At 66.1% G+C, this 21,752-nt stretch carries 22 protein-coding genes; 12 read left to right on the forward strand and 10 right to left on the reverse strand.

Annotation, left to right across the window (positions count from 1 at the left end; translation table 11 throughout):
* Positions 1-21: 21 nt before the first annotated feature.
* From QZ471_RS09000 to QZ471_RS09025, 6 genes are all read left to right on the forward strand, one after another.
* Positions 22-438, forward strand: a complete 417-nt coding sequence (locus QZ471_RS09000) for a RidA family protein (protein WP_058763000.1) — start codon at positions 22-24, stop codon at positions 436-438.
* A 9-nt stretch (positions 439-447) separates the two neighbouring features.
* Positions 448-1,125, forward strand: a complete 678-nt coding sequence (locus QZ471_RS09005) for a DUF1028 domain-containing protein (RefSeq protein WP_295462857.1) — start codon at positions 448-450, stop codon at positions 1,123-1,125.
* Positions 1,122-2,273: an acetylornithine deacetylase gene (argE, locus tag QZ471_RS09010; protein WP_295462859.1), complete on the forward strand. Its 1,152-nt coding sequence runs from the start codon at positions 1,122-1,124 to the stop codon at positions 2,271-2,273. Before QZ471_RS09005 ends, argE begins: the two co-directional genes overlap by 4 nt.
* Before the next feature lie 127 nt (positions 2,274-2,400).
* Positions 2,401-3,012 (forward strand): glutathione S-transferase, encoded by a 612-nt coding sequence (locus QZ471_RS09015; protein WP_295462861.1) that lies wholly within the window; start codon positions 2,401-2,403, stop codon positions 3,010-3,012.
* Positions 3,013-3,056: 44 nt separating this feature from the next.
* Positions 3,057-5,111 carry a pyridoxamine 5'-phosphate oxidase family protein gene (locus QZ471_RS09020; RefSeq protein WP_295462864.1) on the forward strand — a complete coding sequence of 685 codons (2,055 nt, stop codon included), beginning with the start codon at positions 3,057-3,059 and terminating at the stop codon, positions 5,109-5,111.
* A gap of 61 nt (positions 5,112-5,172) precedes the next feature.
* Positions 5,173-6,063, forward strand: coding sequence for a LysR family transcriptional regulator (locus QZ471_RS09025; protein ID WP_295462867.1), 891 nt, complete (start codon positions 5,173-5,175; stop codon positions 6,061-6,063).
* 5 nt (positions 6,064-6,068) lie between these two features.
* Here QZ471_RS09025 and QZ471_RS09030 read toward each other — a convergent pair whose 3' ends face one another.
* Genes QZ471_RS09030 through QZ471_RS09040 form a run of 3 tightly spaced genes read right to left on the reverse strand, consistent with a single transcriptional unit; the run spans position 6,069 to position 9,071 of the window.
* Positions 6,069-7,526, reverse strand: a complete 1,458-nt coding sequence (locus tag QZ471_RS09030; protein ID WP_295462869.1) for an aldehyde dehydrogenase family protein — start codon at positions 7,524-7,526, stop codon at positions 6,069-6,071.
* Between the two features lie 29 nt (positions 7,527-7,555).
* On the reverse strand, positions 7,556-7,945 hold the full coding sequence (locus QZ471_RS09035) for a RidA family protein (protein ID WP_295462871.1): 390 nt from the start codon (positions 7,943-7,945) through the stop codon (positions 7,556-7,558).
* Positions 7,935-9,071 (reverse strand): DSD1 family PLP-dependent enzyme, encoded by a 1,137-nt coding sequence (locus QZ471_RS09040; RefSeq protein WP_295462873.1) that lies wholly within the window; start codon positions 9,069-9,071, stop codon positions 7,935-7,937. Before QZ471_RS09040 ends, QZ471_RS09035 begins: the two co-directional genes overlap by 11 nt.
* A gap of 95 nt (positions 9,072-9,166) precedes the next feature.
* Between QZ471_RS09040 and QZ471_RS09045 the strand changes: the two genes are divergently transcribed.
* The 5 genes from QZ471_RS09045 to QZ471_RS09065 all read left to right on the forward strand — a co-directional run bounded on the left by QZ471_RS09045 (position 9,167) and on the right by QZ471_RS09065 (position 14,381).
* On the forward strand, positions 9,167-10,075 hold the full coding sequence (locus tag QZ471_RS09045) for a LysR family transcriptional regulator (protein WP_295462875.1): 909 nt from the start codon (positions 9,167-9,169) through the stop codon (positions 10,073-10,075).
* A 143-nt stretch (positions 10,076-10,218) separates the two neighbouring features.
* Entirely contained in the window at positions 10,219-11,682 is a 1,464-nt protein-coding gene (locus QZ471_RS09050) for an NAD-dependent succinate-semialdehyde dehydrogenase (RefSeq protein ID WP_295462877.1), read from the forward strand.
* Positions 11,683-11,824: 142 nt separating this feature from the next.
* The gene (gene gabT, locus QZ471_RS09055; protein ID WP_295462880.1) at positions 11,825-13,114 is read left to right on the forward strand and encodes a 4-aminobutyrate--2-oxoglutarate transaminase; all 1,290 of its coding nucleotides are present in this window, start codon (positions 11,825-11,827) and stop codon (positions 13,112-13,114) included.
* 55 nt (positions 13,115-13,169) lie between these two features.
* Positions 13,170-13,859 carry a hypothetical protein gene (locus tag QZ471_RS09060; protein ID WP_295462883.1) on the forward strand — a complete coding sequence of 230 codons (690 nt, stop codon included), beginning with the start codon at positions 13,170-13,172 and terminating at the stop codon, positions 13,857-13,859.
* Between the two features lie 30 nt (positions 13,860-13,889).
* A complete protein-coding gene (locus QZ471_RS09065; protein ID WP_007161776.1) occupies positions 13,890-14,381 on the forward strand; it encodes a winged helix-turn-helix transcriptional regulator in 492 nt (163 codons plus the stop codon).
* Positions 14,382-14,680: 299 nt separating this feature from the next.
* On the opposite strand, the gene QZ471_RS09070 is transcribed toward QZ471_RS09065, so the two are convergent.
* Both QZ471_RS09070 and QZ471_RS09075 read right to left on the reverse strand, forming a co-directional pair.
* Positions 14,681-15,154: a hypothetical protein gene (locus QZ471_RS09070; RefSeq protein ID WP_295462894.1), complete on the reverse strand. Its 474-nt coding sequence runs from the start codon at positions 15,152-15,154 to the stop codon at positions 14,681-14,683.
* A 265-nt stretch (positions 15,155-15,419) separates the two neighbouring features.
* Positions 15,420-16,133, reverse strand: coding sequence for a cupin domain-containing protein (locus QZ471_RS09075; RefSeq protein ID WP_295462896.1), 714 nt, complete (start codon positions 16,131-16,133; stop codon positions 15,420-15,422).
* 231 nt (positions 16,134-16,364) lie between these two features.
* Here QZ471_RS09075 and QZ471_RS09080 point away from each other — a divergent pair, with 231 nt between their 5' ends.
* On the forward strand, positions 16,365-17,291 hold the full coding sequence (locus QZ471_RS09080; RefSeq protein WP_295462898.1) for a glyoxylate/hydroxypyruvate reductase A: 927 nt from the start codon (positions 16,365-16,367) through the stop codon (positions 17,289-17,291).
* Positions 17,292-17,387: 96 nt separating this feature from the next.
* On the opposite strand, the gene QZ471_RS09085 is transcribed toward QZ471_RS09080, so the two are convergent.
* Genes QZ471_RS09085 through QZ471_RS09105 form a run of 5 tightly spaced genes read right to left on the reverse strand, consistent with a single transcriptional unit; the run spans position 17,388 to position 21,732 of the window.
* On the reverse strand, positions 17,388-18,767 hold the full coding sequence (locus tag QZ471_RS09085; RefSeq protein ID WP_295462900.1) for a heavy metal sensor histidine kinase: 1,380 nt from the start codon (positions 18,765-18,767) through the stop codon (positions 17,388-17,390).
* Positions 18,764-19,450 (reverse strand): heavy metal response regulator transcription factor, encoded by a 687-nt coding sequence (locus QZ471_RS09090; RefSeq protein ID WP_295462902.1) that lies wholly within the window; start codon positions 19,448-19,450, stop codon positions 18,764-18,766. The genes QZ471_RS09085 and QZ471_RS09090 overlap by 4 nt, the downstream gene beginning before the upstream one ends.
* 55 nt (positions 19,451-19,505) lie before the next feature.
* Entirely contained in the window at positions 19,506-20,438 is a 933-nt protein-coding gene (copD, locus tag QZ471_RS09095; RefSeq protein WP_295462904.1) for a copper homeostasis membrane protein CopD, read from the reverse strand.
* A 2-nt stretch (positions 20,439-20,440) separates the two neighbouring features.
* On the reverse strand, positions 20,441-20,818 hold the full coding sequence (copC, locus tag QZ471_RS09100; protein ID WP_295462906.1) for a copper resistance system chaperone CopC: 378 nt from the start codon (positions 20,816-20,818) through the stop codon (positions 20,441-20,443).
* 53 nt (positions 20,819-20,871) lie between these two features.
* Positions 20,872-21,732 carry a copper resistance protein B gene (locus QZ471_RS09105; protein WP_295463079.1) on the reverse strand — a complete coding sequence of 287 codons (861 nt, stop codon included), beginning with the start codon at positions 21,730-21,732 and terminating at the stop codon, positions 20,872-20,874.
* Positions 21,733-21,752: the final 20 nt, after the last annotated feature.

Genomic DNA, 21,752 nt, shown 5'->3' on the forward strand with positions numbered 1-21,752 from the left:
TCCAGAGCAGGAGCCCCAGCCATGGCCACCCCGACCCACACCCGTATCCGCATGTTCAACACCAAGGACACCTACCCCAACCAGACTCTGGACAACGACCTCTGCCAGGCGGTGCGTGCCGGCAACACCGTCTATGTGCGCGGCCAGGTAGGTACCGACTTCGAGGGCAACCTGGTCGGGCTGGGCGATCCCCGGGCCCAGGCCGAGCAGGCCATGAAGAACGTCAAACAACTGCTGGAAGAAGCCGGCAGCGACCTGAGCCACATCGTCAAGACCACCACCTACCTCATCGATCCGCGCTACCGCGAGCCGGTCTACCAGGAGGTCGGCAAGTGGCTCAAGGGTGTCTTCCCCATCTCCACCGGACTGGTGGTCTCGGCCCTGGGCCAGCCCCAGTGGCTGATGGAGATCGACGTCATCGCCGTGATCCCTGACTGAGGCCGCGCCATGACCTTTTCCATCACCGCCCGCTGCGCCGCGACCGGTCAGTTCGGCATCGCCATCAGTTCGTCGAGCATCGCCGTGGGCGCCCGCTGCCCCTGGCTGCAGCCCGGTGTCGGCGCGGTCAGCTCGCAGAACATCACCCTGCCCGCCCTGGGACCGCGCACCCTGGATGGACTGGCGCGAGGCCTGACACCCGCGGCGGCCCTGGCCGAAAGCCTGGCTGGCGACGGCTACGCCGAGTATCGCCAGGTGACCGTCATCGACGCCCAGGGCCGTAGCGCCCACCACAGCGGTGCCCATACCCTGGGCGTGCACCAGGCCCGCAGCGGCTGGGACTGCGTGGGCGCCGGCAATATGCTGGCCAGCACCGCGGTTGTGGATGCGCTGGTGGAGAATTTCGAAAGCACCCAGGGCGCCCTCGCCGAGCGCCTGCTGCTGGCCATGCAGGCAGCGATGGCCGCCGGTGGCGAGGCCGGTCCGGTGCATTCGGCGGCGCTGCTGGTGGTCGGCGAGCCCAGCTGGCCCATCGTCAACCTGCGCGTCGACTGGACCGAGACCGACCCCATTGGCGAGCTGGCGGCCCTCTGGCGCGCCTATGAACCCCAGTTGCAGGACTACCTCGACCGCGCGGTGCGTCCGGATCTCGCCCCCGGCTACGGCGTGCCGGGAGACGACCGATGAGCGCCAGCCGGGAGTTGCTGGCCCGGCTGGTGGCCTTCGACACCACCAGTCGCGAGTCGAACCTGGCGCTGATCGACTTCGTCGCCGGCTACCTGGATGGCTTCGGCGTGCCTTATGAGCTGATCCACAACGCCGAAGGCACCAAGGCCAATCTCTTCGCCACCCTGGGGCCGGCTGACGTACCGGGCATCGTGCTCTCCGGCCATACCGACGTGGTGCCGGTGGACGGCCAGGCCTGGACCCGTCCACCCTTCGAGCTCAGCGAAGGCGACGGCAAGCTTTATGGCCGGGGCACCGCTGACATGAAGGGCTATCTGGCCTGTCTGCTGGCGCTGGTGCCCGCCGCCAGCCGCGCGCCCCTGCGGTGCCCGCTGCACCTGGCGCTGTCCTATGACGAAGAGGTGGGCTGCCTGGGGGTTCGCAGCCTGCTCGACCAACTGGCCCAGCGTCCGGTAAAGCCGCTGCTGTGCCTGATCGGCGAGCCCACCGAACTCAAGCCCGTGCTCGGCCACAAGGGCAAGGTGGCCATGCGCTGCCAAGTGCACGGCGCGGCCTGTCATTCGGCCTATGCGCCCAAGGGGGTCAACGCCGTGGAATACGCCGCCCACCTGGTCGTCGAACTCGGACGTCTGAGTGAGGCCCTCAAGGCGCCGGAGCGACGGGACGCCCGTTTTGATCCGCCCTTCTCCACGGTGCAGACCGGGCTGATCGCGGGCGGCCAGGCGCTGAACATCGTGCCCCAGGACTGCGCCTTCGACTTCGAGATCCGCGCCCTGCCCGCCCAGGACCCTTACCAGGTGATCCATCAGCTACGGGACTATGCCGAGCACAGCCTGCTACCGGCAATGAAGGCCATCAGCGCTGAAAGCGCGGTCAACTTCGCCGAGCTTTCCAGTTATCCCGGCCTGGATACGGCCGCCGACAGCGAGGCCGCGGAATGGATCGCGAGCTTCTGCGGCTCACGGGACTTCGGCACCGTCGCCTTCGGCACCGAAGGGGGCCTGTTCGCCGCCGCCGGCATTCCCACCGTGGTCTGCGGGCCGGGCAGCATGGATCAGGGGCACAAGCCGGACGAATTCATCGCCCAGGGCCAGCTGGATGACTGTGATGCCATGCTGGGGCGGGTGTTGGCGTTCGCCTGTGGCTAGGTCGATCATTCCATTTTGCGGAATGCTGAACTGACGAGAAGGCCGATTCCCCCGAAAACGATCTGATCCCAAGCTGGTAGCACGAATCGGGACCACCCTCGGCCCGATGCCTGCCAGGAGTTGGATCATGAAGATCTACCACCTTCCGTTGTCCGGTCATGCCCATCGCGCCGTGCTGTTCGCCTCGCTGCTGGGCCTCGCGCCCGAACTCGTCGAGGTCGACCTCGCGGCCGGCGAGCACCGCACTCCGGCGTTCCTCGCCCTCAATCCCTTCGGCCAGGTGCCGGTGCTGGAAGACGACGGTGTGGTCGTCGCCGACTCCAATGCCATCCTCGTCTACCTGGCGAAGAAACTGGGCCGTACCGACTGGCTGCCGGAAGACCCCGCCGGCGCCGCCGCCGTCCAGCGCTGGTTGTCGGTGGCCGCGGGCGAACTGGCCTATGGCCCGGCAGCGGCGCGGCTGATCACGGTATTCGGCGCACGTATGAATGCCCAGGAAGTCATTGCCCGTGCCCATGTCCTCCTGGAGCGGCTGGAGGCTCATCTCGAGAATCGCGACTGGCTGGCCGCCGATCACCCGACCATCGCCGACGTCGCCCTCTACAGCTACCTGGCCGGGGCGCCGGAAGGCAACGTGGACCTGGCGCCCTACGCCGCCGTGCGCGCTTTCCTGCAACGCGTGGAAGCGCTACCGGGCTTCGTGCCCTTCCCGCAGACGGCTGCCGGTCTGCGCGCCTGAGGCAGCTGGATCACCCGCCTTCCCCACTGCGAGGAGCTACCTCGATGAGCACGCCCCCGAACGCTCTGCCCACCTGGCACCCCGGCGAAATCGCCCTGCAGGAGCGCGTCGGCGTCCGCCAGCGGATGGTCGAGGTCGGCCCGCGGGTGATCCGCAGCTTCATGCCCGACCAGCACCGCGCCTTCTACCAGCAACTGCCCTTCCTGGTGCTGGGTAGCGTGGACACGACGGGCGCGGCCTGGGCGACGATCCTGGAAGGCGCGCCGGGCTTCGTCAGTGCACCCACACCGACCCGGCTGGACATCGCGGCCAGCCTACCGGCAGGCGATCCGGCCGGCGCCGGCCTGGCGGATGGCGCCGCCGTGGGGTTGCTGGGCATCGAGCTGCATACCCGGCGCCGCAATCGCGTCAACGGTGAGGTCGAGTTGACGCCCCAGGGCCTTCGGATGACCGTGGACCAGAGCTTCGGCAACTGCCCGCGCTACATCCAGCTGCGCGACCTGCAACCCAACCAAGCACCGGATAAGACGCCCGCTCCGGCCGCCGAATGCCTCGAGGCGCTGGATGAGGCGGCGCGGCAGCTGATCGAAGGGGCCGATACCTTCTTCGTCGCCTCCTATGCCGAGCAGGAGGGACGGCGCCGGGTGGACGTCTCCCACCGTGGCGGCAAGCCGGGCTTCGTCCGGGTGGACGCCGAGGGCGTGCTGACCATTCCCGACTTCAACGGCAACCTGTTCTTCAACACCCTGGGCAACATCCTCGCCAACGGCCAGGCCGGGCTGCTGTTCATCGACGGCGGGCGCGGCGACCTGCTGCAGCTGAGTGGCTTGGCCGAGGTGCTGTTCGACTCGCCGGAGATCGCCGCCTTCGAAGGCGCCGAGCGCCTCTGGACCTTTCGCCCGCAGCATATCGTTCGGCGCCGCGCCGCCCTGGCGTTGCGCTGGCAGGCACGGGTCGGAGGCGAGTCGGACAGCAGCCAGCTGACCGGCAGCTGGACGCAGGCGCGCGAGCGTCTGCTGAGCCGGGAACTCGGCAACCGCTGGCGACCCTTGCGCGTCATCCGCGTCGTCGAGGAGAGCGCCACCATCCGCTCCTTCCATCTGGCCGCGGCGGACGGCACCGCCTTGCCACCCGCCCAGGCCGGCCAGTTCCTGCCGGTGCGTCTCACTCCGGTCGCTGGCCAGCCCCCGGCGCTGCGTAGCTACAGCCTCTCCAGCGCGCCGGCCGACGGGCACTACCGTATCAGCGTCAAGCGCGAGGGGCTGGTGTCCACCTGGCTGCATGAGCGGCTGCGCGAGGGCGATGTGCTCGACACGCGCCTGCCAGCGGGGGACTTCACCCTGGCCGCCGCTGCCGACCAGTCCCTGGTACTGCTGGCTGCTGGCATCGGCATCACCCCGCTACTGGCGATGCTGAGGCACCTGGTCCACGAAGGTCGCCGGACCCAGCGCCAGCGCCCGATCACCCTCTTCTACGGCGCCCGGTCGAAGGCCGAGCGCGCCTTCGAGGCGGAGCTGGCCGAATTGGTAGTCGCCGCCGGGGGCTCGCTGCGCCTGGTGCGGGCGCTGAGCGATACCCGCGGGGCCGTGGCGGAGACCGACTACGAGGTGGCCGGGCGGATCGACCTGGGCGTGCTGGGCCGCTTCCTGCCCTTCGGCGATCACGCCTTCTACCTCTGCGGCCCGGCGGCCTTCACTCAAGCCCTGTACGACGGCCTGCGCAGTTACGGCATCGAGGACGCGCGCATCCATGCCGAAGCCTTCGGTCCGGCGGCGCTGCGCCGCAGTCAGCCCCTGGAAGCGGCGGCTCCCGTGCGTCCAGCCGCCGCCACGGACAGCGTACCGGTGGTCTTCACCGCCTCGCTCAAGGAGGCGCGCTGGACGCCCGCAGCAGGATCGCTGCTGGAGCTGGCCGAAGCGCGAGGTCTCGACCCCGCCTTCAGCTGCCGCGAAGGTCATTGCGGCAGTTGCCGGACGCGGCTGCTCGCCGGCGCCGTCACCTATGCGCGGGAGCCGGTGGCGCGGGTCGCCGACGGCGAGGCGTTGCTGTGCTGCGCGGTGCCGGCGGCTGGCACCGACCGCCTGGCGCTCGATCTGTGACCCGCGCCGCCGGAAGTTGACTACCATGGAGCCTGGTCGACAAGACAGGACGGCGAGGCAGATGGATCGTTGGCAGGCGATGCGCGTGTTCGTGAAGGTGGCGGAAACCGAGAGTTTCGCCCGTACCGCCCGGGAGCTGCACCTGAGCGCACCGGCGGTGACCCGCCTGGTGGCCGCGCTGGAGGAGCTGGTCGGTGCGCGCCTGCTGGTGCGTACCACCCGTTCGGTCAGGCCCACCGAAGCCGGCGCCCGCTACCTGCAGGATTGCCGGCGCATCCTCGCCGACATCGGCGAGGCGGAACTGGCCGCGGCCGGCCACTACGCCAAGCCGGTCGGCACCCTGACCATCACCGCTCCGCTGCTGTTCGGGCAGCTGCACGTGCTGCCGCTGCTACTGGACTATCTCGAACGCTATCCGCAGATGCGCGCCCGCACCTTCTTCGTCGACCGGCCGGTGAACATCGTCGAGGAAGGCATGGACGTCGCCTTGCGCATCGGTCATTTGCCCGATTCGGGCTTCACCGCCATCCAGGTCGGTCGCGTGCGGCGGGTGGTCTGCGCGGCGCCCGCCTATCTGCAGGCCCAGGGCGTGCCCGCTACCCCTGCCGCGCTACGCGAGCATCGCATCCTTGCCTGCCAGAGCGCCTGGGCGTCCCTGGAATGGCGCTTCGCTGGCGGGCAGCGGGTAATGGTCGATCCCCAGTTGCTGTGCAACACCAACGAAGCCGCCATCACCGCCGCCAGGAGCGGTCAGGGGCTCACCCGGGCACTGCACTACCAGGTCGCTCCGGCCTTGGCGGAAGGCGAGCTGCAGATCGTTCTCGCCGAGCATGAAGAAGCGCCGCTGCCGATTCACCTCATCTACCCCGAAGGGCGCCAGGCGCCGGCCAAGGTACGGGCCTTCATCGACCTGGCGGTGGCGGCGCTCAGGGACAATCCGCTGTTCGCCTGACTTCCTCAGTGACCAAGGATCGCCTTGGTCTCCAAATACTCCTCCAGGCCGTGGACGCCGTATTCGCGCCCGTTGCCGGAGCGCTTGTAGCCGCCGAAGGGTGCCCAGGGATTCCAGGCCGGATAGTTGAGATGGACCTGCCCGGCGCGCAGACGGGCCGCTACCGCGGCCACCTGGTCGGCGTCGCGACCCTGGACGTGGGCGCTGAGGCCATAGTGGCTGTCATTGGCGATGGCGATCGCCTGGTCGAGCGAGTTGTAGGGCAGCAGGCAGAGCACCGGCCCGAAGATTTCCTCCTGGGCGATGCGCATCCCGGAGGTGACCGCCGAGAACACCGTGGGGCGCGCATAGAAGCCGGTGGTGCAGCCGTCCGGGCGCCCCGGTCCGCCGCAGACGAGCCTGGCGCCCTCCGCCAGGCCGCTCTCAATCAGCTCCTGCACCCGAGCGAACTGGGCGCCATTGGCCAGGGGGCCAAGGGTCGTCGCGGGCGCCTGAGGATCACCGACCACGAGGCTGGCCACGGTGGCCGCCGCCAGGCGCTCCACCTCGGCCAGCTGGGCCTGAGGCACCAGCATCCGCGTCGGCGCGCTGCAGGATTGGCCGCTGTTGCGGAAGGCCGCCAGCACGCCCTTGGCCACCGCCTCCGGCAGATCGGCATCGGGCAGCAGCAGGTTGGGCGACTTGCCGCCCAGCTCCTGGGTCACGCGCTTGACCGTACGAGCGGCGGCCTGGGCCACCAGGACCCCGGCGCGATTGGAGCCGGTGATGGAAATCATGTCGACGTCGGGATGCTCGGCCAGCGCCGCGCCGACCGTGGGGCCGTCGCCGTTGACCAGGTTGAACACCCCCGCTGGGATCCCCGCGTCATGAACCGCCTGGGCGAACAGCAAGGCGCTCAGCGGGGCCAGCTCGCTGGGCTTGAGCACCACCGTGCAGCCGGCGGCCAGCGCCGGCGCGACCTTGGCGGTGATCTGGTAGAGCGGCCAGTTCCAGGGTGTGATGAGGGCGCAGACGCCGATGGCCTCCCGCCGGATGCGTAATGCGCCCTCGGCACGCTCGAAGGCGTAGTCGCCCGCCGCCTCGCGCGCCACGCGCAGGTGTTCCAGGGCCAGGGGTACCTGCAGCGCCCGAGCCGCGGCGAGGGGCGCGCCCATTTCCCGGGAAATCACCTGGGCGAAGGTGTCGGCACGCTCTGCCAGCAGGGTCTGTAGGCGCTCCAGCAGCTCGGCGCGAGCGGCTGGCGTCCGCCCGGACCAGGCGTCGAAGGCGCTACGGGCCGACTGTACCGCCTGGTCGACTTCCGCGGCGCCGCCGAGGGCCACCTCGGCGAGCGGACGCTCGGTCGCGGGATCCGTCACCGTGGCCCGGGCGGCGCCAGGCACCGGCACCCAGCGGCCAGCGAGATAGCAGCAGCGGGTCACTTGGGGATCTATCAGCGGTTGCAACGAAGGGTCCAGCAGCATGAGGGTAGCTCCCAGGTAGCGACAGGCAATCAGTCGGCGCGCGCCAGCGCCTCGATTTCGACGAGATAACCATGGTGCAACTGCGGCACCGGAACCACCGCCCGCGCCGGCCGGTGTTCGCCCAGGTACCCGGCATAGAGGCGGTCGAAGGTCGGCCAGTGCTCGATGCCGACGACATAGACGGTCACCTTGAGCAGATCCTGCGGCCCCCGCCCCGCCGCGGCCAGGATGGCGCAGAGGTTGTCCAGGGCGATCTGGGCCTGCTCCGCGAAACTCGCCGCGACCGCATGGCTACCGTCGGGTCGCACCGGCAGTTGCCCGGATACGTGAAGCAGCCCCTGGTAGGCCACCGCCTGGGAATAGTGGCCGCCGGGTGGCGCCGCGGCGGCGGTCTGGATGAAGCGCGCTTCAGCGACCATGCAGGCGACTCCAGGGAGTGACCGCGCCGCTGGCGTCCACGGCGTGATAGCGCTCGAACTGGCCGCCAGTGGCGCAGGCATGGTTGGGCAGGATGCGCAGGCGGCTACCCACCGGGAAGCGTTGCTCCAGATCGTCCGGGCAGCCCCCGGCGAAGCTGACGATGCCATGTTCCTGGTTGGCACCGGTCAGCAGGGCGCCGTCGAGCCAGCGGCCTTCGAGGGTGCAGACCTGGCCATAGCCGAAGTCACGCCGCTGCCGCTGGGTGCCCCGGTCGCGACTCAGGGCCATCCAGCCGGCGTCCACCAGCACCCAGCCTTTTTCCACCTGATGGCCGATCACCGTGGTCAGGACGCTCAGCGCCAGGTCCTCGGCCTGGCAGATGCCGACGTTGTGCATCACCAGGTCCTGGAAGACGTAGACGCCGGCGCGGACCTCGGTAACCCCGGTCAGATCCAGGGCCGACAGCGCCGTGGGCGTCGAGCCGATACTCACCTGCGGACAGGCCAGGCCCTGGGCGCGCAAGCGCTCGGCCGCGGCGACGCAGCAGGCGCGCTCCTGCTCGGCCAAGGCCTGCAGCGCCTCCGGGTCGTCCAGCTCGTAGCTCGAGCCGGCGTGAGTGAGGACCCCTGCCAGGCGCATGCCGCCCGCGCTCAGTAGCTCGGCGATCTGTACCAGCCGGGGATCGTCCGGCTGCAGGCCCGCGCGATGTCCATCGCAGTCGATCTCCAGCCAGACCTCGAAGGCTTCGTCGTAGCGCTGGCCGGCCGCGACGATGGCCTGGGCCCCGGCCAGGCTGTCGGTCAGGATGCTCAGCCGGCACCCCTGCCGTCGCAGCGCGCTGACCTGTTCCAGCCGCGCCGGGGCGATGGTCACGGCATAGAGCACGTCGGTGATGCCCAGGGCGAAACAGGCCTCGGCCTCCTGGAGGGTGGAGACGGTCACGCCCTCGGCGCCCGCCGCCAGTTGCCGGCGGATCACCGCCTCGCTCTTGCTGGTCTTCACATGGGGCCGCAGACGGACGCCGAGGGCATCCATACGCGCCTGCATAAGGTGGATGTTGCGCATCATCCGTGCCTCGTCGATGAGCGCGGCAGGGGTATCGAGGGTGAGCAGGGAGAGGGTCATGGCAAGGACTCGACCGGTGGGCGATGGGCGGACTGTAGCCGCCTTTCGTAAAGCTGTGATTCAATCCTACTGATCCATTCCTTTAGCCCAGATTAATGATCGCCATCGAAGACCTACGTCTGGTAGTGCTGCTGGCCCGCTGTGAATCCCTCAGCGCGGCGGCGCGCGCCCTCAACGTCTCGCCGCCCGCGCTCTCCACCCGCCTGCGCAAGCTGGAGGCACGGCTGGGGGTAGCCCTGGCCAATCGCGATGCCCGGCGGCTGAGCCTGACCCCCGATGGCGAGCGCTTCGCCCAGCAATGCAGCGAACTGCTCGACCGCCTCGAGGCCTTGCCCGACACCTTCACCCGCCAGGATCAGCAGTTGGTGGGCACCCTGCGCCTCGCCGCGCCCTTCGGCTACGGTCGCCAGCGCATCGCCCCGCTGCTGGCGCGCTTCGCCGTGTTGCATCCGCAGTTGCGCCTGCAATTGGACCTACGGGAGACCCCCTGGCCCGACCGGCACGACAGCGATGCGGTCATTCATATAGGCGCCATCGACGACAGCTCCTGGATCGCCAAGACCCTGGCCCACAACGAACGCTGGCTGTGCGCCAGTCCGACCTACCTGGACCAGCACGGCCTGCCGCAGGAGCCCAGGGCGCTGCTGCGCCACCGCTGCATCTGCATCCGCGAGAACGACGAGGACGTGACCCTCTGGCAATTGCGCAACGACCTGGAGCGCCAGACGCTGCGCATCGAACCGGCGCTGCTCACCAACGATGGCAGCGTGGCCCGCCGCTGGGCCGAACAGGGCCTGGGTATCGTGCTGCGTTCCCAGTGGGACGTCGCCGATGCCATCGCGCGCGGGGCCCTGGTCCGGCTGCTGCCGGAGTGGCGCTTCGACAGCGCGCCCATCACCCTGCTGGTCCCCGCCCGCAAGCAGCGCAGTGCCCGCCTCCAGGCGCTGGCCAACTTCCTCGACCTGGCGGTCAAGGGACTGGACACAGGCGCGGCCCCTCAATAACGGTAGGCCAGGAAGCCACCGCACAAACTGCGGCAACGTCGCCGCGAACGCGTTCGACGCCGGTTCACAGCGGTCGATTTCGGCATTCGCCACCGCCACCCCTCCCTAGACTCAGGGCCTGACCTGCCACTGGGAGCGCCACCATGCCGCTGCACCTCGATCTGCGAGACCCCCACCTATTCAAAGCCTCCGCCTATGTCGACGGTCACTGGATCGCCGCCGACAACGGCGCCACCTTCGCCGTGGACAATCCCGCCACCGGCGAAACCCTCGCCCAGGTCGCCGCCCTGGAAGCCCCGGAAACCGCCCGCGCCATCGCCGCGGCGGAAGCGGCCTGGCCGGCCTGGCGCGAGCGTCCGGCGGCCGAGCGGGCCGCGCTGCTGGAGCGCTGGCACGCGCTGATACTGGAGCATCAGGACGACCTGGCCCTGCTGATGACCCTGGAGCAAGGCAAGCCGCTGGCCGAGGCCCGCGGCGAGATCGCCTATGGCGCGAGCTTCGTCAAATGGTTCGCCGAGGAAGCCCGGCGCAGCTTTGGCGACATCCTGCCCGCGCCGGCCCGGGACCGTCGGGTACTGGTGCTGCGGCAACCGGTGGGCGTCGCCGCCGCCATCACCCCCTGGAATTTCCCCAATGCCATGATCACCCGCAAGGCCGCTCCGGCCCTGGCTGCCGGCTGCCCGGTGGTGATCAAGCCCTCGGACCTCACCCCACTGTCGGCCCTGGCGCTAGCCGAGCTGGCCGACCGTGCGGGTTTCCCTGCTGGAGTCTTCAACGTGGTCACCGGCATGCCCGCCGGCATTGGCGGCGAACTGACCGGCAATCCGGCGGTGCGCAAGCTGTCCTTTACCGGCTCTACCCGCATCGGCCAACTGCTGCTGGCGCAGTGCGCGGCCACGGTGAAGCGCACCAGCATGGAGCTGGGCGGCAATGCGCCCTTCATCGTCTTCGACGACGCCGATATCGACCTGGCCATCGCCGGGGTGCTGCAGAGCAAATTCCGCAACGCCGGCCAGACCTGCGTCTGCGCCAACCGCATCCTGGTGCAGGACGGCATCCATGATCGCTTCGCCGAGCGCCTGGCCGCCGAGGCCGCCAAGTTCAAGGTGGGCAACGGCCTGGTGGCCGGCGTCTCCCTTGGTCCGCTGATCAACCGCCAGGCGGTGGACAAGGTCGCCCGCCATGTCGACGACGCCCTGACCCAGGGCGCCAAGGCGCTGTTCGGCGGCATACCTAGCGGGCGCGACCAGTTCGTCGCCCCCACGGTGCTCACCGGCGCCACGGCGGACATGCTGCTGGCCCGCGAGGAGACCTTCGGCCCGGTGGCGCCGCTGTTCCGCTTCCGCGATGAAGCCGAGGCCTTGGCGCTGGCCAATGCCACGCCCTATGGCCTGGGCGCCTACTACTACACCCAGGACCTGCGCCGTGCCTGGCGCGTCGGCGAGCAGCTGGAGTTCGGTATGGTGGCGCTCAACACCGGCACCCTGTCGATGGAGGTCGCGCCCTTCGGCGGCGTGAAGCAATCCGGCCTGGGCCGCGAGGGCTCGCACCTGGGGCTGGACGAGTACCTGGAGGTCAAGGCCTGGCACCTGGGCGGGCTCGACTGAAACCGGGGCTGGCCGGCAACCGAAAATGCCGCCGCCCCTGAACAAAACAGCCGATCACGATGCCAGGGGCGGCAACTTCAGCGTTACCGACCCTGCGGCCTGCGTAGGCTGGAACTCTCGCCCCTGCCTGGAGTATCGCTGCATGAATTCCGCTGCCAAAGCCACCGACCGCCTGCTTGGTCTTCGCGAACAAGGCGTTCCCCGCGGCATCATCACCGCCCATCCCGTCGTGGTGGCCCGCGCCCAGGGCAGCGAAGTCTGGGACGTGGACGGTCGCCGCTACCTCGATTTCGTCGGTGGCATCGGCGTGCTCAATGTCGGTCACAACCACCCGCGGGTGGTGGAGGCCGTGCGCCGTCAGGTCGGGGAGATCTCCCACGCCAGCTTTCAGGTGATGGCCTACGAGCCCTACCTGGAGCTGGCCAATCGTCTCAACACCCTCATCGGCAACGGCGAAGCCTACAAGACGCTGCTGCTGACCTCCGGCGCCGAGGCGGTGGAAAATGCCATCAAGATCGCCCGCGCCCATACCAAAAGACCCGGGGTGATCGCCTTCCGCGGCGGCTTCCATGGCCGTACCCTGCTCGGCGTGACCCTCACCGGCTTCGCCCAGCCCTACAAGCAGAACTTCGGGCCCTTCCCCGGTGACATCTACCACGCGCCCTACCCCGATGCCTTCCGCGGGGTGGATACCCAGCAGGCCCTGGCCGGGCTGCGCGAGGTGTTCGCCACCCAGGTCGCACCCGACCAGGTGGCCGCGATTCTGATCGAACCGGTGCAGGGCGACGGCGGCTTCCGCCCGGCGCCCGTGGAATTCCTCCAGGCGCTGCGCGCCCTCTGCGACCAGCACGGCATCGTGCTCATCGCCGACGAGATCCAGACCGGCTTCGGCCGCACCGGCAGCCTCTTCGCCTTCCAGCAGACCGGCGTCCAGCCCGACCTGGTGACGGTGGCCAAGAGCCTGGCCGGTGGCCTGCCGCTCTCCGGGGTGGTCGGTCGCGCCGCCATCATGGACGCCCCCTTGCCCGGCGGCCTCGGCGGCACCTACGGCGGCAACGCCCTCGCCTGCGCCGCGGCCCTGGCGGTGCTGGACGTCTTCGCCGAAGAAGACCTGGTCGCCCGTGGCGTCGCCCTGGGCGAACAGCTGCGCAGCGGCCTGCTCGACCTGCAGCGGCGGCATCCACGCATCGGCGAGGTGCGCGGCCGCGGCTTCATGCTGGCGGTGGAGATGGTCGGCGCCGATGGCCACAGCCCCGACGCTACCCTCGCCCAGCAGGTCATCGACGGCGCCCGCCAGGCGGGCCTGCTGGTGATCAAGTGCGGGGTCGAACGCAACGTCATCCGCTTCCTGGCGCCGCTGGTGACCACCGAGGCACAACTGGCCGAAGCCTTGCACATGTTCGGCCAGGCCCTCGCCCAGGCCGGTGCCTGAGGTCGAACGTAACGCCGCCTGACCTCGGCAGCGCGGCGCCAAGGGGAAACCGACCATGAGAATCACCCGTTACCAGGCCATAGGCTTTTCCTGCTACGGCACCCTGATCGACCGCGAAGGAGGCATCCTCGAAGCCCTGCGCCCTCTTGTGGCGCAGGCGGGGCTCAGCACTCATCCCGATTGGCTGCTCGGCAGCTATCACCGCCTGGCCCGCGAACTGCGCCAGGCGAGTCCGGGCGCCAGCCAGACCAGCCTGCACCTGCGCATCCACCAACGTCTGGCGCAAGAGTTGCAACAGGAAGCCGATCTGGATGCCAGCGTGGCTTTTGGGAACGCCACGTCGTGCTGGCCGGTGTTCGAGGATGCACCCGGAGCCCTGCAGTACCTGAGCAAGTTCTATCGGTTGGTGTTGCTGGCCTCGCCCGATGACGGCGAAGCCACAGCGGTCACGGCGCGCTTACCCGATGTTTTCGCCGCTGTGGTGCCCAACCGGGGTGGCGATCTGCGTCTGGCGCTGGACGACACCCTGGAAGCGTTGGGCTTGGCCCGTGAGGATCTGCTGCCGGTACGCGGCAGCGAACCGGACGACCCCTGGAACCCCTTGGTGGATTTTCCCCTGTGTACCCTGCGCCGCGACCGTTCGCGGCCCTGGAATCTTTCGCGGCAGGCCCTGGACGGCACGCGGTGCGAGTACGCGAGTCTCGCCGATCTGGTGCATGCCCACCAGACCGCCCTGCGTGCCTGAGCCTGCCGTTCACGACTGCGAGGAATGACGATGGACGCCGCAACGAAACTGGACCGCATCGACATCAACATCCTGGTGCAACTGCAGAAGGACGGGCGGATGACCAACGTCAGCCTGGCCGAAGCCGTGGGTCTCTCCCCCAGCCCCTGCCTGCAGCGGGTCAAGCGCCTGGAGGCGGCCGGCTACATCAGCGGCTATGAGGCCCACGTCAACCTCGCCAAGATCGCCAACTCGGTGACGGTCTTCACCGAAGTCACCCTCTCCGACCACAAGCGCGCCGACTTCGTGAAGTTCGAATCCTTCATCCGCGGCGTCGACGAGATCCTCGAATGCCACCTGATCAGCGGCGGCTACGACTACCTGCTGCGCTTCATGTGCAGCAGCATCGGCCACTACCAGGAACTGATGGAATCCATCCTCGATCGCAACGTCGGCATCGAGAAGTACTTCAGCTACATCGTCATAAAATCGCCCGTGGTCAAGAATGCCCTGCCGCTGCGTAGTCTGATCAAGGCGGGCTGACCACCACGCGGCGGTCCTGCCAACATCAGAATTGTTCAACAGGGAGGGCAACCGCATCGGGTTACGCTTTTATGCTGGTTAACGTAGTTTTCTAGCAGGTGACGTTCTTGTTCTTGCTGTAGTCTTGAATTTCGCCGTACCCGTGGTCATTCGCTCACTACAGCGGTGAACATGCGGCTGCCGCTAATACTGATATCATGCGGTGAGGGTGCTGTGTCCGATATTACAGGAAAGGGGCTTTCGGCACTACCACACCTCCAGCCAGAATATGGCAGACAGTAGATTAACCGAACCATCCTTCAAAGTTGAAAGCTCCTACTTTCTTCTTTCAGGGCCAGCAATTCACTTGACAATAAGGCATGAGGAATTTTGCCATAGAAGTCAATTTCATCGCCTAGACTTACTATTGAAAAGCAACATCCAATTTCAAGACCAAAAAACACCCCGACATCGATCTCGTCACGCAAAGACCTTATCTCTGAAAAGTAGATTATCCTTTTACCCAAGCATTGGGAAAACACGCTATTCTTACTTAAGTCGAGTAACTTTTCCTCGCCGTACTCTCCCAGGTCCTTTTCCTTTGGGAGTCCTGTTAGAATACGAACGGTAGAACCCACTGGCCCCGTGCGAAAGGTAAAAAACTTACCGCCATCGAGTTCTAGGCACACTTCTTGAGGGGAGCCATTTATTTCATTCTCATAGATATGAAAAAGCCCGTAAGCGCCCGTCAAGCGAGAAGAGCGAAAACAGTTATAAAGAACATCCTCAGCCATGCCACAGCCCTCCGTTATAAAATAGAGTTTCTTGATCAAAAGCCAAACACCAACAAGAACGTTGAAGCTTAGCCAATAGCCAAGTAGACAAAGACAGACACCCTCCCAAATCCCATCTAGCGACGAATACCATCCATCAAAACACACCCCCTCTATCAGCGGACATATTCAAGCATCTCCATCAAACTTTTCAACACACTCTTTACCGACCTCGGAAAGGATTTTCCTAACCGATGGATAGCCGATTGAGCATTTTTTTCTGAAGCTAACTCAGGATGCAATACAGCTTGCGCACCGTCTCCCGGCTATCCCAGGCCATGGCGGTTTCCGCCGGCACCAGCACTGCCTCACCCGCCCTGACATGACAGGGCGCCTCGCCCGCGACCACCAGGCTCACCGAACCGGCATAGAGCAGCATCAGCTCGCAGTGGGTATTGCTCACGGCCTTGCGCGTGTATGCCGTGCACTCCCACATGCCTACCCGCAGGGCCCCGCCGCCGCTTTCGAACAGGTCACAGCCGGTGGCGGTGGGCTCGGGACTAAGCAGCACGCTGGGCGCCGGCGGCGGCGAGGGTTCGCGCGGGGCCGCCGGGTCCAGCAGCACGGGGGCCTGGGGCATGGGGCCTTCGCTGGCGCGACCGGGAAAGGCCATGAACAGCCGCCGCAACTCGCCTGCATGGCGCCAACGGCAATTCAGACCGCGCGGCAAGACGAAGGCATCGCCGGCCTTGAGGTAAAGGGCATTCCCCTCCCATTCCAGCTGCAACTCGCCGGCTTCGATAATGCTGACCTCCACCCAGGGGTAGTCGTCCAGCTGGCAGTCGGCGGAATGAGCGACGGCGCTGCCCATCACATAGCCCAGGCGGCCATCGTGCAGGTGCAGTTCCCGGCCGGCGGCCAGGGGATCATCGTGCAGGGGCTGGAGCGCGCGGGGCAGTTGGCGGTCACCGGGCGGCTGGCAGTAGTGCAGCAGGGGCATGGCGGTTCCTCACGTCGAGAGGCGCGGCAGGTGTGCCGCGGACCCGGCCAGTATCGACTTCCAGGGCGCCCGGGTTATGGCGTTTGTACCCCCCGCCAGCACAGAAGCTGCCGTTTTTCCGAGGTGCGGCGCAGTATCCACCGCACCACCGATCATGGCGGCGGTGCCTGGGATTTCGGGACAAACTACCGCCCCGTTGCGTCATCCTTGGGCTTTGCCGGAGATCTCCCCATGACGCTGCTCTACAAGGCCGATCCCGCACGCGGCCAGGCCTGGCGACGCCTGTTCCAGGAACGCGCACCCGATATCGAATTTCGCCAATGGCCGGACGTGGGCAAACCGGAAGAGATCCGCTACCTGGCCTGTTGGCAGCCGCCGGAAGACCTGGCCCACCGCTTTCCCAACCTTGAGGTGCTGTTCGCCACCTCGGCCGGCGTCGATCAGTTCGACCTGACCCTGCTGCCCCCGGCGCTACCCATGGTGCGGATGCTGGATCCCGGCATCGTCGCCGGCATGGTGGAATACGCGACGCTCATGGTCCTGGCGCTGCACCGCCAGTTGCCGCGCTATCTCGACCAGCAGGCCGCGGGGCGTTGGCAGGAACATGCCCTGGTGAGGGCGGAGAACAGGCGCGTGGGCGTGCTCGGTCTCGGTCAGATCGGCCAGGCAGTGCTGGAGCGGCTCGCCACCTTCGGCTTCAAGCTTTCGGGCTGGTCGCGCTCGCCCCATGAGCTACCCGGCGTACGCTGCCATGCCGGCGCCGAGCAGTTGCCGGCGTTCCTGGCCGATTGCGAGATCCTCCTCTGCCTGCTGCCCCTGACCGGGGAAACCCGTGGCCTCCTCGACGCCCGCCTGTTCGCCGCCCTGCCCCGCGGTGCCAGCCTGATCAACCTGGGTCGCGGCGCCCAGCTGGTGGAAGCCGATCTGCTGGCGGCGCTGGACAGCGGTCAACTGAATCAAGCGGTGCTGGATGTGGTGGAGCCGGAGCCGCCAGTGGCTAACCATCCCTTCTGGCAGCACCCGCAGATCTGGCTGACGCCCCACGTGGGTGCCATGACTGTGCCGGAGACGGCTTTCACGGTCTTGCTGGAGAACATCCGGCGCCATCAACGCGGCGAGTCGATGTTGGGTTTGGTGGATCGGCAGCGGGGATACTAAGCGGCAGCCATGTACAGACGTTAAGGCCAGCCCTCCCGCTCGATTGACTGTCCAGGCGTCCGCCTCATGGCAACTCCACCTTGCACCACTCCACCGTCAGGTACGGAGGTCCCTTGCTCCTGTGAATGTCAGGAGGAACGTGTTTCGACCCTCCGCTGACGTGCAGGAGATAGTGCCCCCCTGAGCTTGCATCAAGGCCCGAGCAATCGCCAAGCCCAAGCCCGCATTGCCTTCACCCTCGCGGCGCGCAGGGTCCACCCGATAGAACCGGTCGAAGATCCTCGTCAGGTGCTCCGGGAGAATCCCCGGGCCGGGATTTTCTACCCGAAGCTCAACGCGGCTACCTAGATCCTGGATGTTGACCTCAATCGTCTCCCCGGACGGCGTATACCTCAGGGCATTGGATAGCAGATTCGACACGACCCGGTCGATCATCACGCTATCCGCGAAAATCAACGCGCTTCCCGATGTCTTGAGCTGGATACCCTTGTCCTCGGCCAGCAGCTCGTAATACCCGAACAACTTGCTAATGACCCTACCCAGGTCTAGCTCGACCGGCTCGGGCACGATGAGCCCGTTGTCGGATTTGGCCAGGAACAGCAGGCCGTCGATGATTCCAGATAGACGATTGAGCTCTTCCAAGTTGGAAGTCAGGTTCTCCTCGTACACCTCCGAGTCCCGCTTCTTGGCCAGGATCACTTCGGTGTGGGTCCGCAGATTGCTGATCGGGGTGCGAAGCTCGTGCGCGATGTCTGCGGAGAAATTCGATAGACGCATGAACGAATCGTCCAGGCGACCGAGCATGGAATTGAATGCCGTGATGAGTTCGCGCAACTCGTCGGGCACGGGCTCGAGAGGAATACGCTCCTTCAGTGAGCCCGCGGACATCGAGGCGGCTGCCTGGGTCAGTTTTGCTAGCGGACGCAGCCCACTCTTGGCGACCAGCCACCCGAGCGCGGCACTCAGCACAGTACTGGCTATCAGAACGCCCCAGAACCAGCGCTCGAGCAGGGCGAAAAAGTGCATATGCGTGGTCACGTCCAAGACCAGCCATGTGGTCAGCGGAGGGCGGATTGCTGACGCTGCGACTGATGCCTTCATAGCCCTGAACAGGTGCCCGTCGCTTTCCCACTCCCACACGCCAGCGTGTTCGGTAGCCCGGGCCAGAGACGGTGCCGATGACTGAGGAGGCTGGGCGAAAAAGAGGTTGCCGTCAGGCTCCAGAAACACCGCGCTGAGATCTGGATGTGCTGCTAACAGCGTATGCCAACGAGCCTTCAGTTGGTCCGGACTCACTGCGGGCTCCTGGGCGATCTGGGTGATCGCTTCCAGCTTTTCTTCCAGTGCCTGGGCATCCAGCGCACGAAAGTGGTGGCGACTCAGCTGGTTGAAAGCGATGCCCACAATGAGGAGGACAGCGACGACCGCGACCACGAACATGAGGCTCAGGCGAAAGGTAAGTGAACCCGGCTTCATCCTTCGTCCTGTACGTCTAGCCTGTAGCCCATTCCACGGCAGGTATGGAGTAGTTTCGTCTCGAAGTCATCGTCGATCTTGGCCCGCAACCGCCGGATCGCTACCTCAATGACATTGGTGTCGCTATCGAAGTGCATGTCCCAGACCTGGGCGGCTATAAGGGATTTGGAAAGTACCTCCCCGCGCCGGCGCATCAGCAGCTCCAGCAAGGCAAACTCCTTGGTCGTAAGGTCGATTCGTTTACCTCCTCGCGTGACGCGGCGTGTGAGCAGATCGACCTGCAGGTCTCCGATCTGCAGGCTTGTCTGAACTGGCAGGCTGCCGCTTCTGCGCCTTAGCAGCGTTCGAATTCGCGCGAGCAGCTCTGAAAAGGCGAACGGCTTGACCAGGTAGTCGTCAGCGCCCAGCTCCAACCCTTTGACTCGGTCATCTACCCCGTCTCGTGCCGTCAGAAACAGCACCGGCACGGAGAGACCCGCAGCACGCAGGCGCCTGACGACCTCCCAGCCATCGAGGCCCGGCATCATCACGTCGAGGATCAACAGGTCATAGGTTTCGGCCTGCACCTGATCGAGGGCATCCGCTCCGGTGACCACGCGATCCACCGTGAAGCCAGCCTCTCGGAGACCCTGCTGTAGATAGATGCCGGTCTTGGGTTCGTCTTCGGCTACCAGCAGCTTCATGCTCCATCCTCAGCGACCCGATCTTTTCGGAACGACACTACGGGACCAGGCGGCTTCACATTCCCGCTTCCATCTCAGGAGATAGCGTACCGAGCCAGGCAATCAGTCCTAGCACCAAAATGGCGGAGCCGAGCTCCAGAGCCATGCTGAAGCGGATAGACCGTGCCGCACGCGGGTAATCGCCCTGATGGACTGCTTGCTCCAATGCCGGGCTCAAGAGAAAGCGGTTGGCCGAAGCCAGCCCGATCATCACGGCGAAAAGGCCCAGCTTACCCAGCAGCAGCAGGCCATAGGTGCTTTGCGCCAGCCCTCTGATTTGGGGTCCGACGATGAGCAGATAGTTCATCACACCCGTGAAGACGATCAGCATCACGATCACCGCGCCGGCTCGCTCGAAGCCGCTAAGCGTGCGCAACAGGATCTGGACTGACGCCCGTGTTTTCATTTTGCCGGGCCACAGCAATAGGGCAAAAGCCACGAGCGCGCCGAACCAGCCACTGGAGGCCCACAGGTGGAGAATGTCAGCGCTAAAGTGCCAAAAGCGTCGAGAGCCTTCGTCCATGGCGCCGTGCCCGGCCCACGCCAGCGTAGCCAACGCCACGCCTGCCAGTAGCGAAACCACGAGCAGGCTCGCCATTGGCCAACGAGGGTTGAAGGCAATGGCCACAGCAGCGGCCACGAGGGCGGCCATACGGATAAGCCAGGCGGTGCCTAGCTCCGTCTCGGCGATCATCATCTCGACATGCGGCATGGCCTCGCCCCATTCAGCCACCCCACTCATAGCCTTGGCCATTTGCACCATGGACACGACCGAGAGCAAGAGTCCCGCCACCGCGGTTGTCGCCAGCAGAGGCAAGAAGGGCAACACCATGCCCGAACGGCGCTCAAGGCCACGCAAACTATAGAGACCGAAGAGCGCCAGCCCGAACAGCATCATCAAATCGACATACAACGCGAAGCGAAGTCCGATGCTGAACGGATCTTCCATATTTACCTGACCTTGAACGTCACGCTACCGGTGATGGGGTGGGTATCTGACGACACTGCCCGCCAATCGACCTTGTAGGTGCCGGCCGTCAAAGACGATGTAGGTGCGATGACCATGGTCTTGGGATCAGCGCCCCCCGAAACAGCCGCCTTGACCGCCATTGGCGGGTGCTCCATACCAGGCATCGCCGTCATGACCAGTTTCGCGCCGGAAAACTGAGTGACCAGCTTTTCCGAAAAGTGCAGCTCGATCCTTGCCGGCGCAGCCCCCTCACTTCCTTCGGCAGGCGTCGAAGACACCAGCTTGGGATGGGCTTGAGCCAGGGCGCTAAGCAACATCCCTGCGGCAAAGCACGTGACGAAAGGCGCGCGATTGAACATGCGAACTCCTGCAGCCCGAGGGGCGTCGGTGGGGAATGAGATTTGGTGTCTGGTTAGAACCACATACGCACACCCAGGACCAGGCGGGCTTCACTGCGGTCTTCACCTTCCTCCCGGGCAAAATCAGAGGTGGTGCCATAGGAGCGGTTCCAGCCAACGCCAATGTACGGGGCGAACTCCCGGTAGATTTCATACCGCAGGCGCACCCCGATTTCTGTCTCGGACAGGCCAGAGCCGATTCCACGTTTGGGATCGTTCTGCCCGTAGAAATTGGCTTCGGCGGTGGGCTGCAGAATCAGCCGGTTGGTCAGCAAAATGTCGTAGTCGCCTTCCAGTCTCAACGCCGTTTGGCCACCTTCTCCAAGGAAGGCGGTTGCTTCGGCCTCGAAGTTGTACAGCGCCAAGCCCTGGAGGCCAAAGGCGGCCCAGGTCTGTGGCGGGCCAGGCTTGAAGTCCTGCCGTACGCCAGCGACCACGTCCCACCACGGGCCGATCGAGTGGCCCCACAACGCTTGTAGCTCTGCGGATTCGGTTTTGCCGTTGGTGCGCTCTCCCTCGGAGCGAATCCACAGCCGGCCAATATCTCCCCCTACCCAACCGTTGACGTCCCAACTCAGCACACTGCCGTTATCAGCGTCCTGCCACTCGAGCTGATCGAACAACAGGAAGTAGTTGAGGGCATCGTCATGGACCGTATGACCTTTGCCGCTTTGATAGACGGCCGCCCGGTTGGCATCCGTGATGGGCGGAATAGGTGTGCGGCTTTGCGTGGGGGCTGCCAGCTTGCTGGGCGCCATGGTGGTCATTCCAGCGTCCATGCCCTGCATCTTGGAATGATCCATCCCCTGCATCTGGCTATGGTCCATGCCCTGCATCTTGGAGTGATCCATCCCCTGCATCTGGCTGTGGTCCATGTCAGAACTGGCAGCTTCGG

The sequence above is a fragment of the uncultured Pseudomonas sp. genome (assembly GCF_913774235.1).
In the GTDB taxonomy this organism is placed as follows: domain Bacteria; phylum Pseudomonadota; class Gammaproteobacteria; order Pseudomonadales; family Pseudomonadaceae; genus Chryseomonas.

Excerpts from the sequence above, each read along its gene's own strand:
- QZ471_RS09070 (WP_295462894.1), bottom strand. The coding sequence starts at position 15,154 with ATGGCTGAGGATGTTCTTTATAACTGTTTTCGCTCTTCTCGCTTGACG.
- QZ471_RS09050 (WP_295462877.1), top strand. The coding sequence starts at position 10,219 with ATGCCGCTGCACCTCGATCTGCGAGACCCCCACCTATTCAAAGCCTCC.
- QZ471_RS09005 (WP_295462857.1), top strand. The coding sequence starts at position 448 with ATGACCTTTTCCATCACCGCCCGCTGCGCCGCGACCGGTCAGTTCGGC.
- gabT (WP_295462880.1), top strand. The coding sequence starts at position 11,825 with ATGAATTCCGCTGCCAAAGCCACCGACCGCCTGCTTGGTCTTCGCGAA.
- QZ471_RS09075 (WP_295462896.1), bottom strand. The coding sequence starts at position 16,133 with ATGCCCCTGCTGCACTACTGCCAGCCGCCCGGTGACCGCCAACTGCCC.
- QZ471_RS09020 (WP_295462864.1), top strand. The coding sequence starts at position 3,057 with ATGAGCACGCCCCCGAACGCTCTGCCCACCTGGCACCCCGGCGAAATC.
- QZ471_RS09065 (WP_007161776.1), top strand. The coding sequence starts at position 13,890 with ATGGACGCCGCAACGAAACTGGACCGCATCGACATCAACATCCTGGTG.
- QZ471_RS09085 (WP_295462900.1), bottom strand. The coding sequence starts at position 18,767 with ATGAAGCCGGGTTCACTTACCTTTCGCCTGAGCCTCATGTTCGTGGTC.
- QZ471_RS09060 (WP_295462883.1), top strand. The coding sequence starts at position 13,170 with ATGAGAATCACCCGTTACCAGGCCATAGGCTTTTCCTGCTACGGCACC.
- QZ471_RS09040 (WP_295462873.1), bottom strand. The coding sequence starts at position 9,071 with ATGACCCTCTCCCTGCTCACCCTCGATACCCCTGCCGCGCTCATCGAC.
- QZ471_RS09015 (WP_295462861.1), top strand. The coding sequence starts at position 2,401 with ATGAAGATCTACCACCTTCCGTTGTCCGGTCATGCCCATCGCGCCGTG.
- copD (WP_295462904.1), bottom strand. The coding sequence starts at position 20,438 with ATGGAAGATCCGTTCAGCATCGGACTTCGCTTCGCGTTGTATGTCGAT.
- QZ471_RS09105 (WP_295463079.1), bottom strand. The coding sequence starts at position 21,732 with ATGGACCACAGCCAGATGCAGGGGATGGATCACTCCAAGATGCAGGGC.
- argE (WP_295462859.1), top strand. The coding sequence starts at position 1,122 with ATGAGCGCCAGCCGGGAGTTGCTGGCCCGGCTGGTGGCCTTCGACACC.
- QZ471_RS09025 (WP_295462867.1), top strand. The coding sequence starts at position 5,173 with ATGGATCGTTGGCAGGCGATGCGCGTGTTCGTGAAGGTGGCGGAAACC.
- QZ471_RS09035 (WP_295462871.1), bottom strand. The coding sequence starts at position 7,945 with ATGGTCGCTGAAGCGCGCTTCATCCAGACCGCCGCCGCGGCGCCACCC.
- QZ471_RS09090 (WP_295462902.1), bottom strand. The coding sequence starts at position 19,450 with ATGAAGCTGCTGGTAGCCGAAGACGAACCCAAGACCGGCATCTATCTA.
- copC (WP_295462906.1), bottom strand. The coding sequence starts at position 20,818 with ATGTTCAATCGCGCGCCTTTCGTCACGTGCTTTGCCGCAGGGATGTTG.
- QZ471_RS09000 (WP_058763000.1), top strand. The coding sequence starts at position 22 with ATGGCCACCCCGACCCACACCCGTATCCGCATGTTCAACACCAAGGAC.
- QZ471_RS09080 (WP_295462898.1), top strand. The coding sequence starts at position 16,365 with ATGACGCTGCTCTACAAGGCCGATCCCGCACGCGGCCAGGCCTGGCGA.
- QZ471_RS09030 (WP_295462869.1), bottom strand. The coding sequence starts at position 7,526 with ATGCTGCTGGACCCTTCGTTGCAACCGCTGATAGATCCCCAAGTGACC.
- QZ471_RS09045 (WP_295462875.1), top strand. The coding sequence starts at position 9,167 with ATGATCGCCATCGAAGACCTACGTCTGGTAGTGCTGCTGGCCCGCTGT.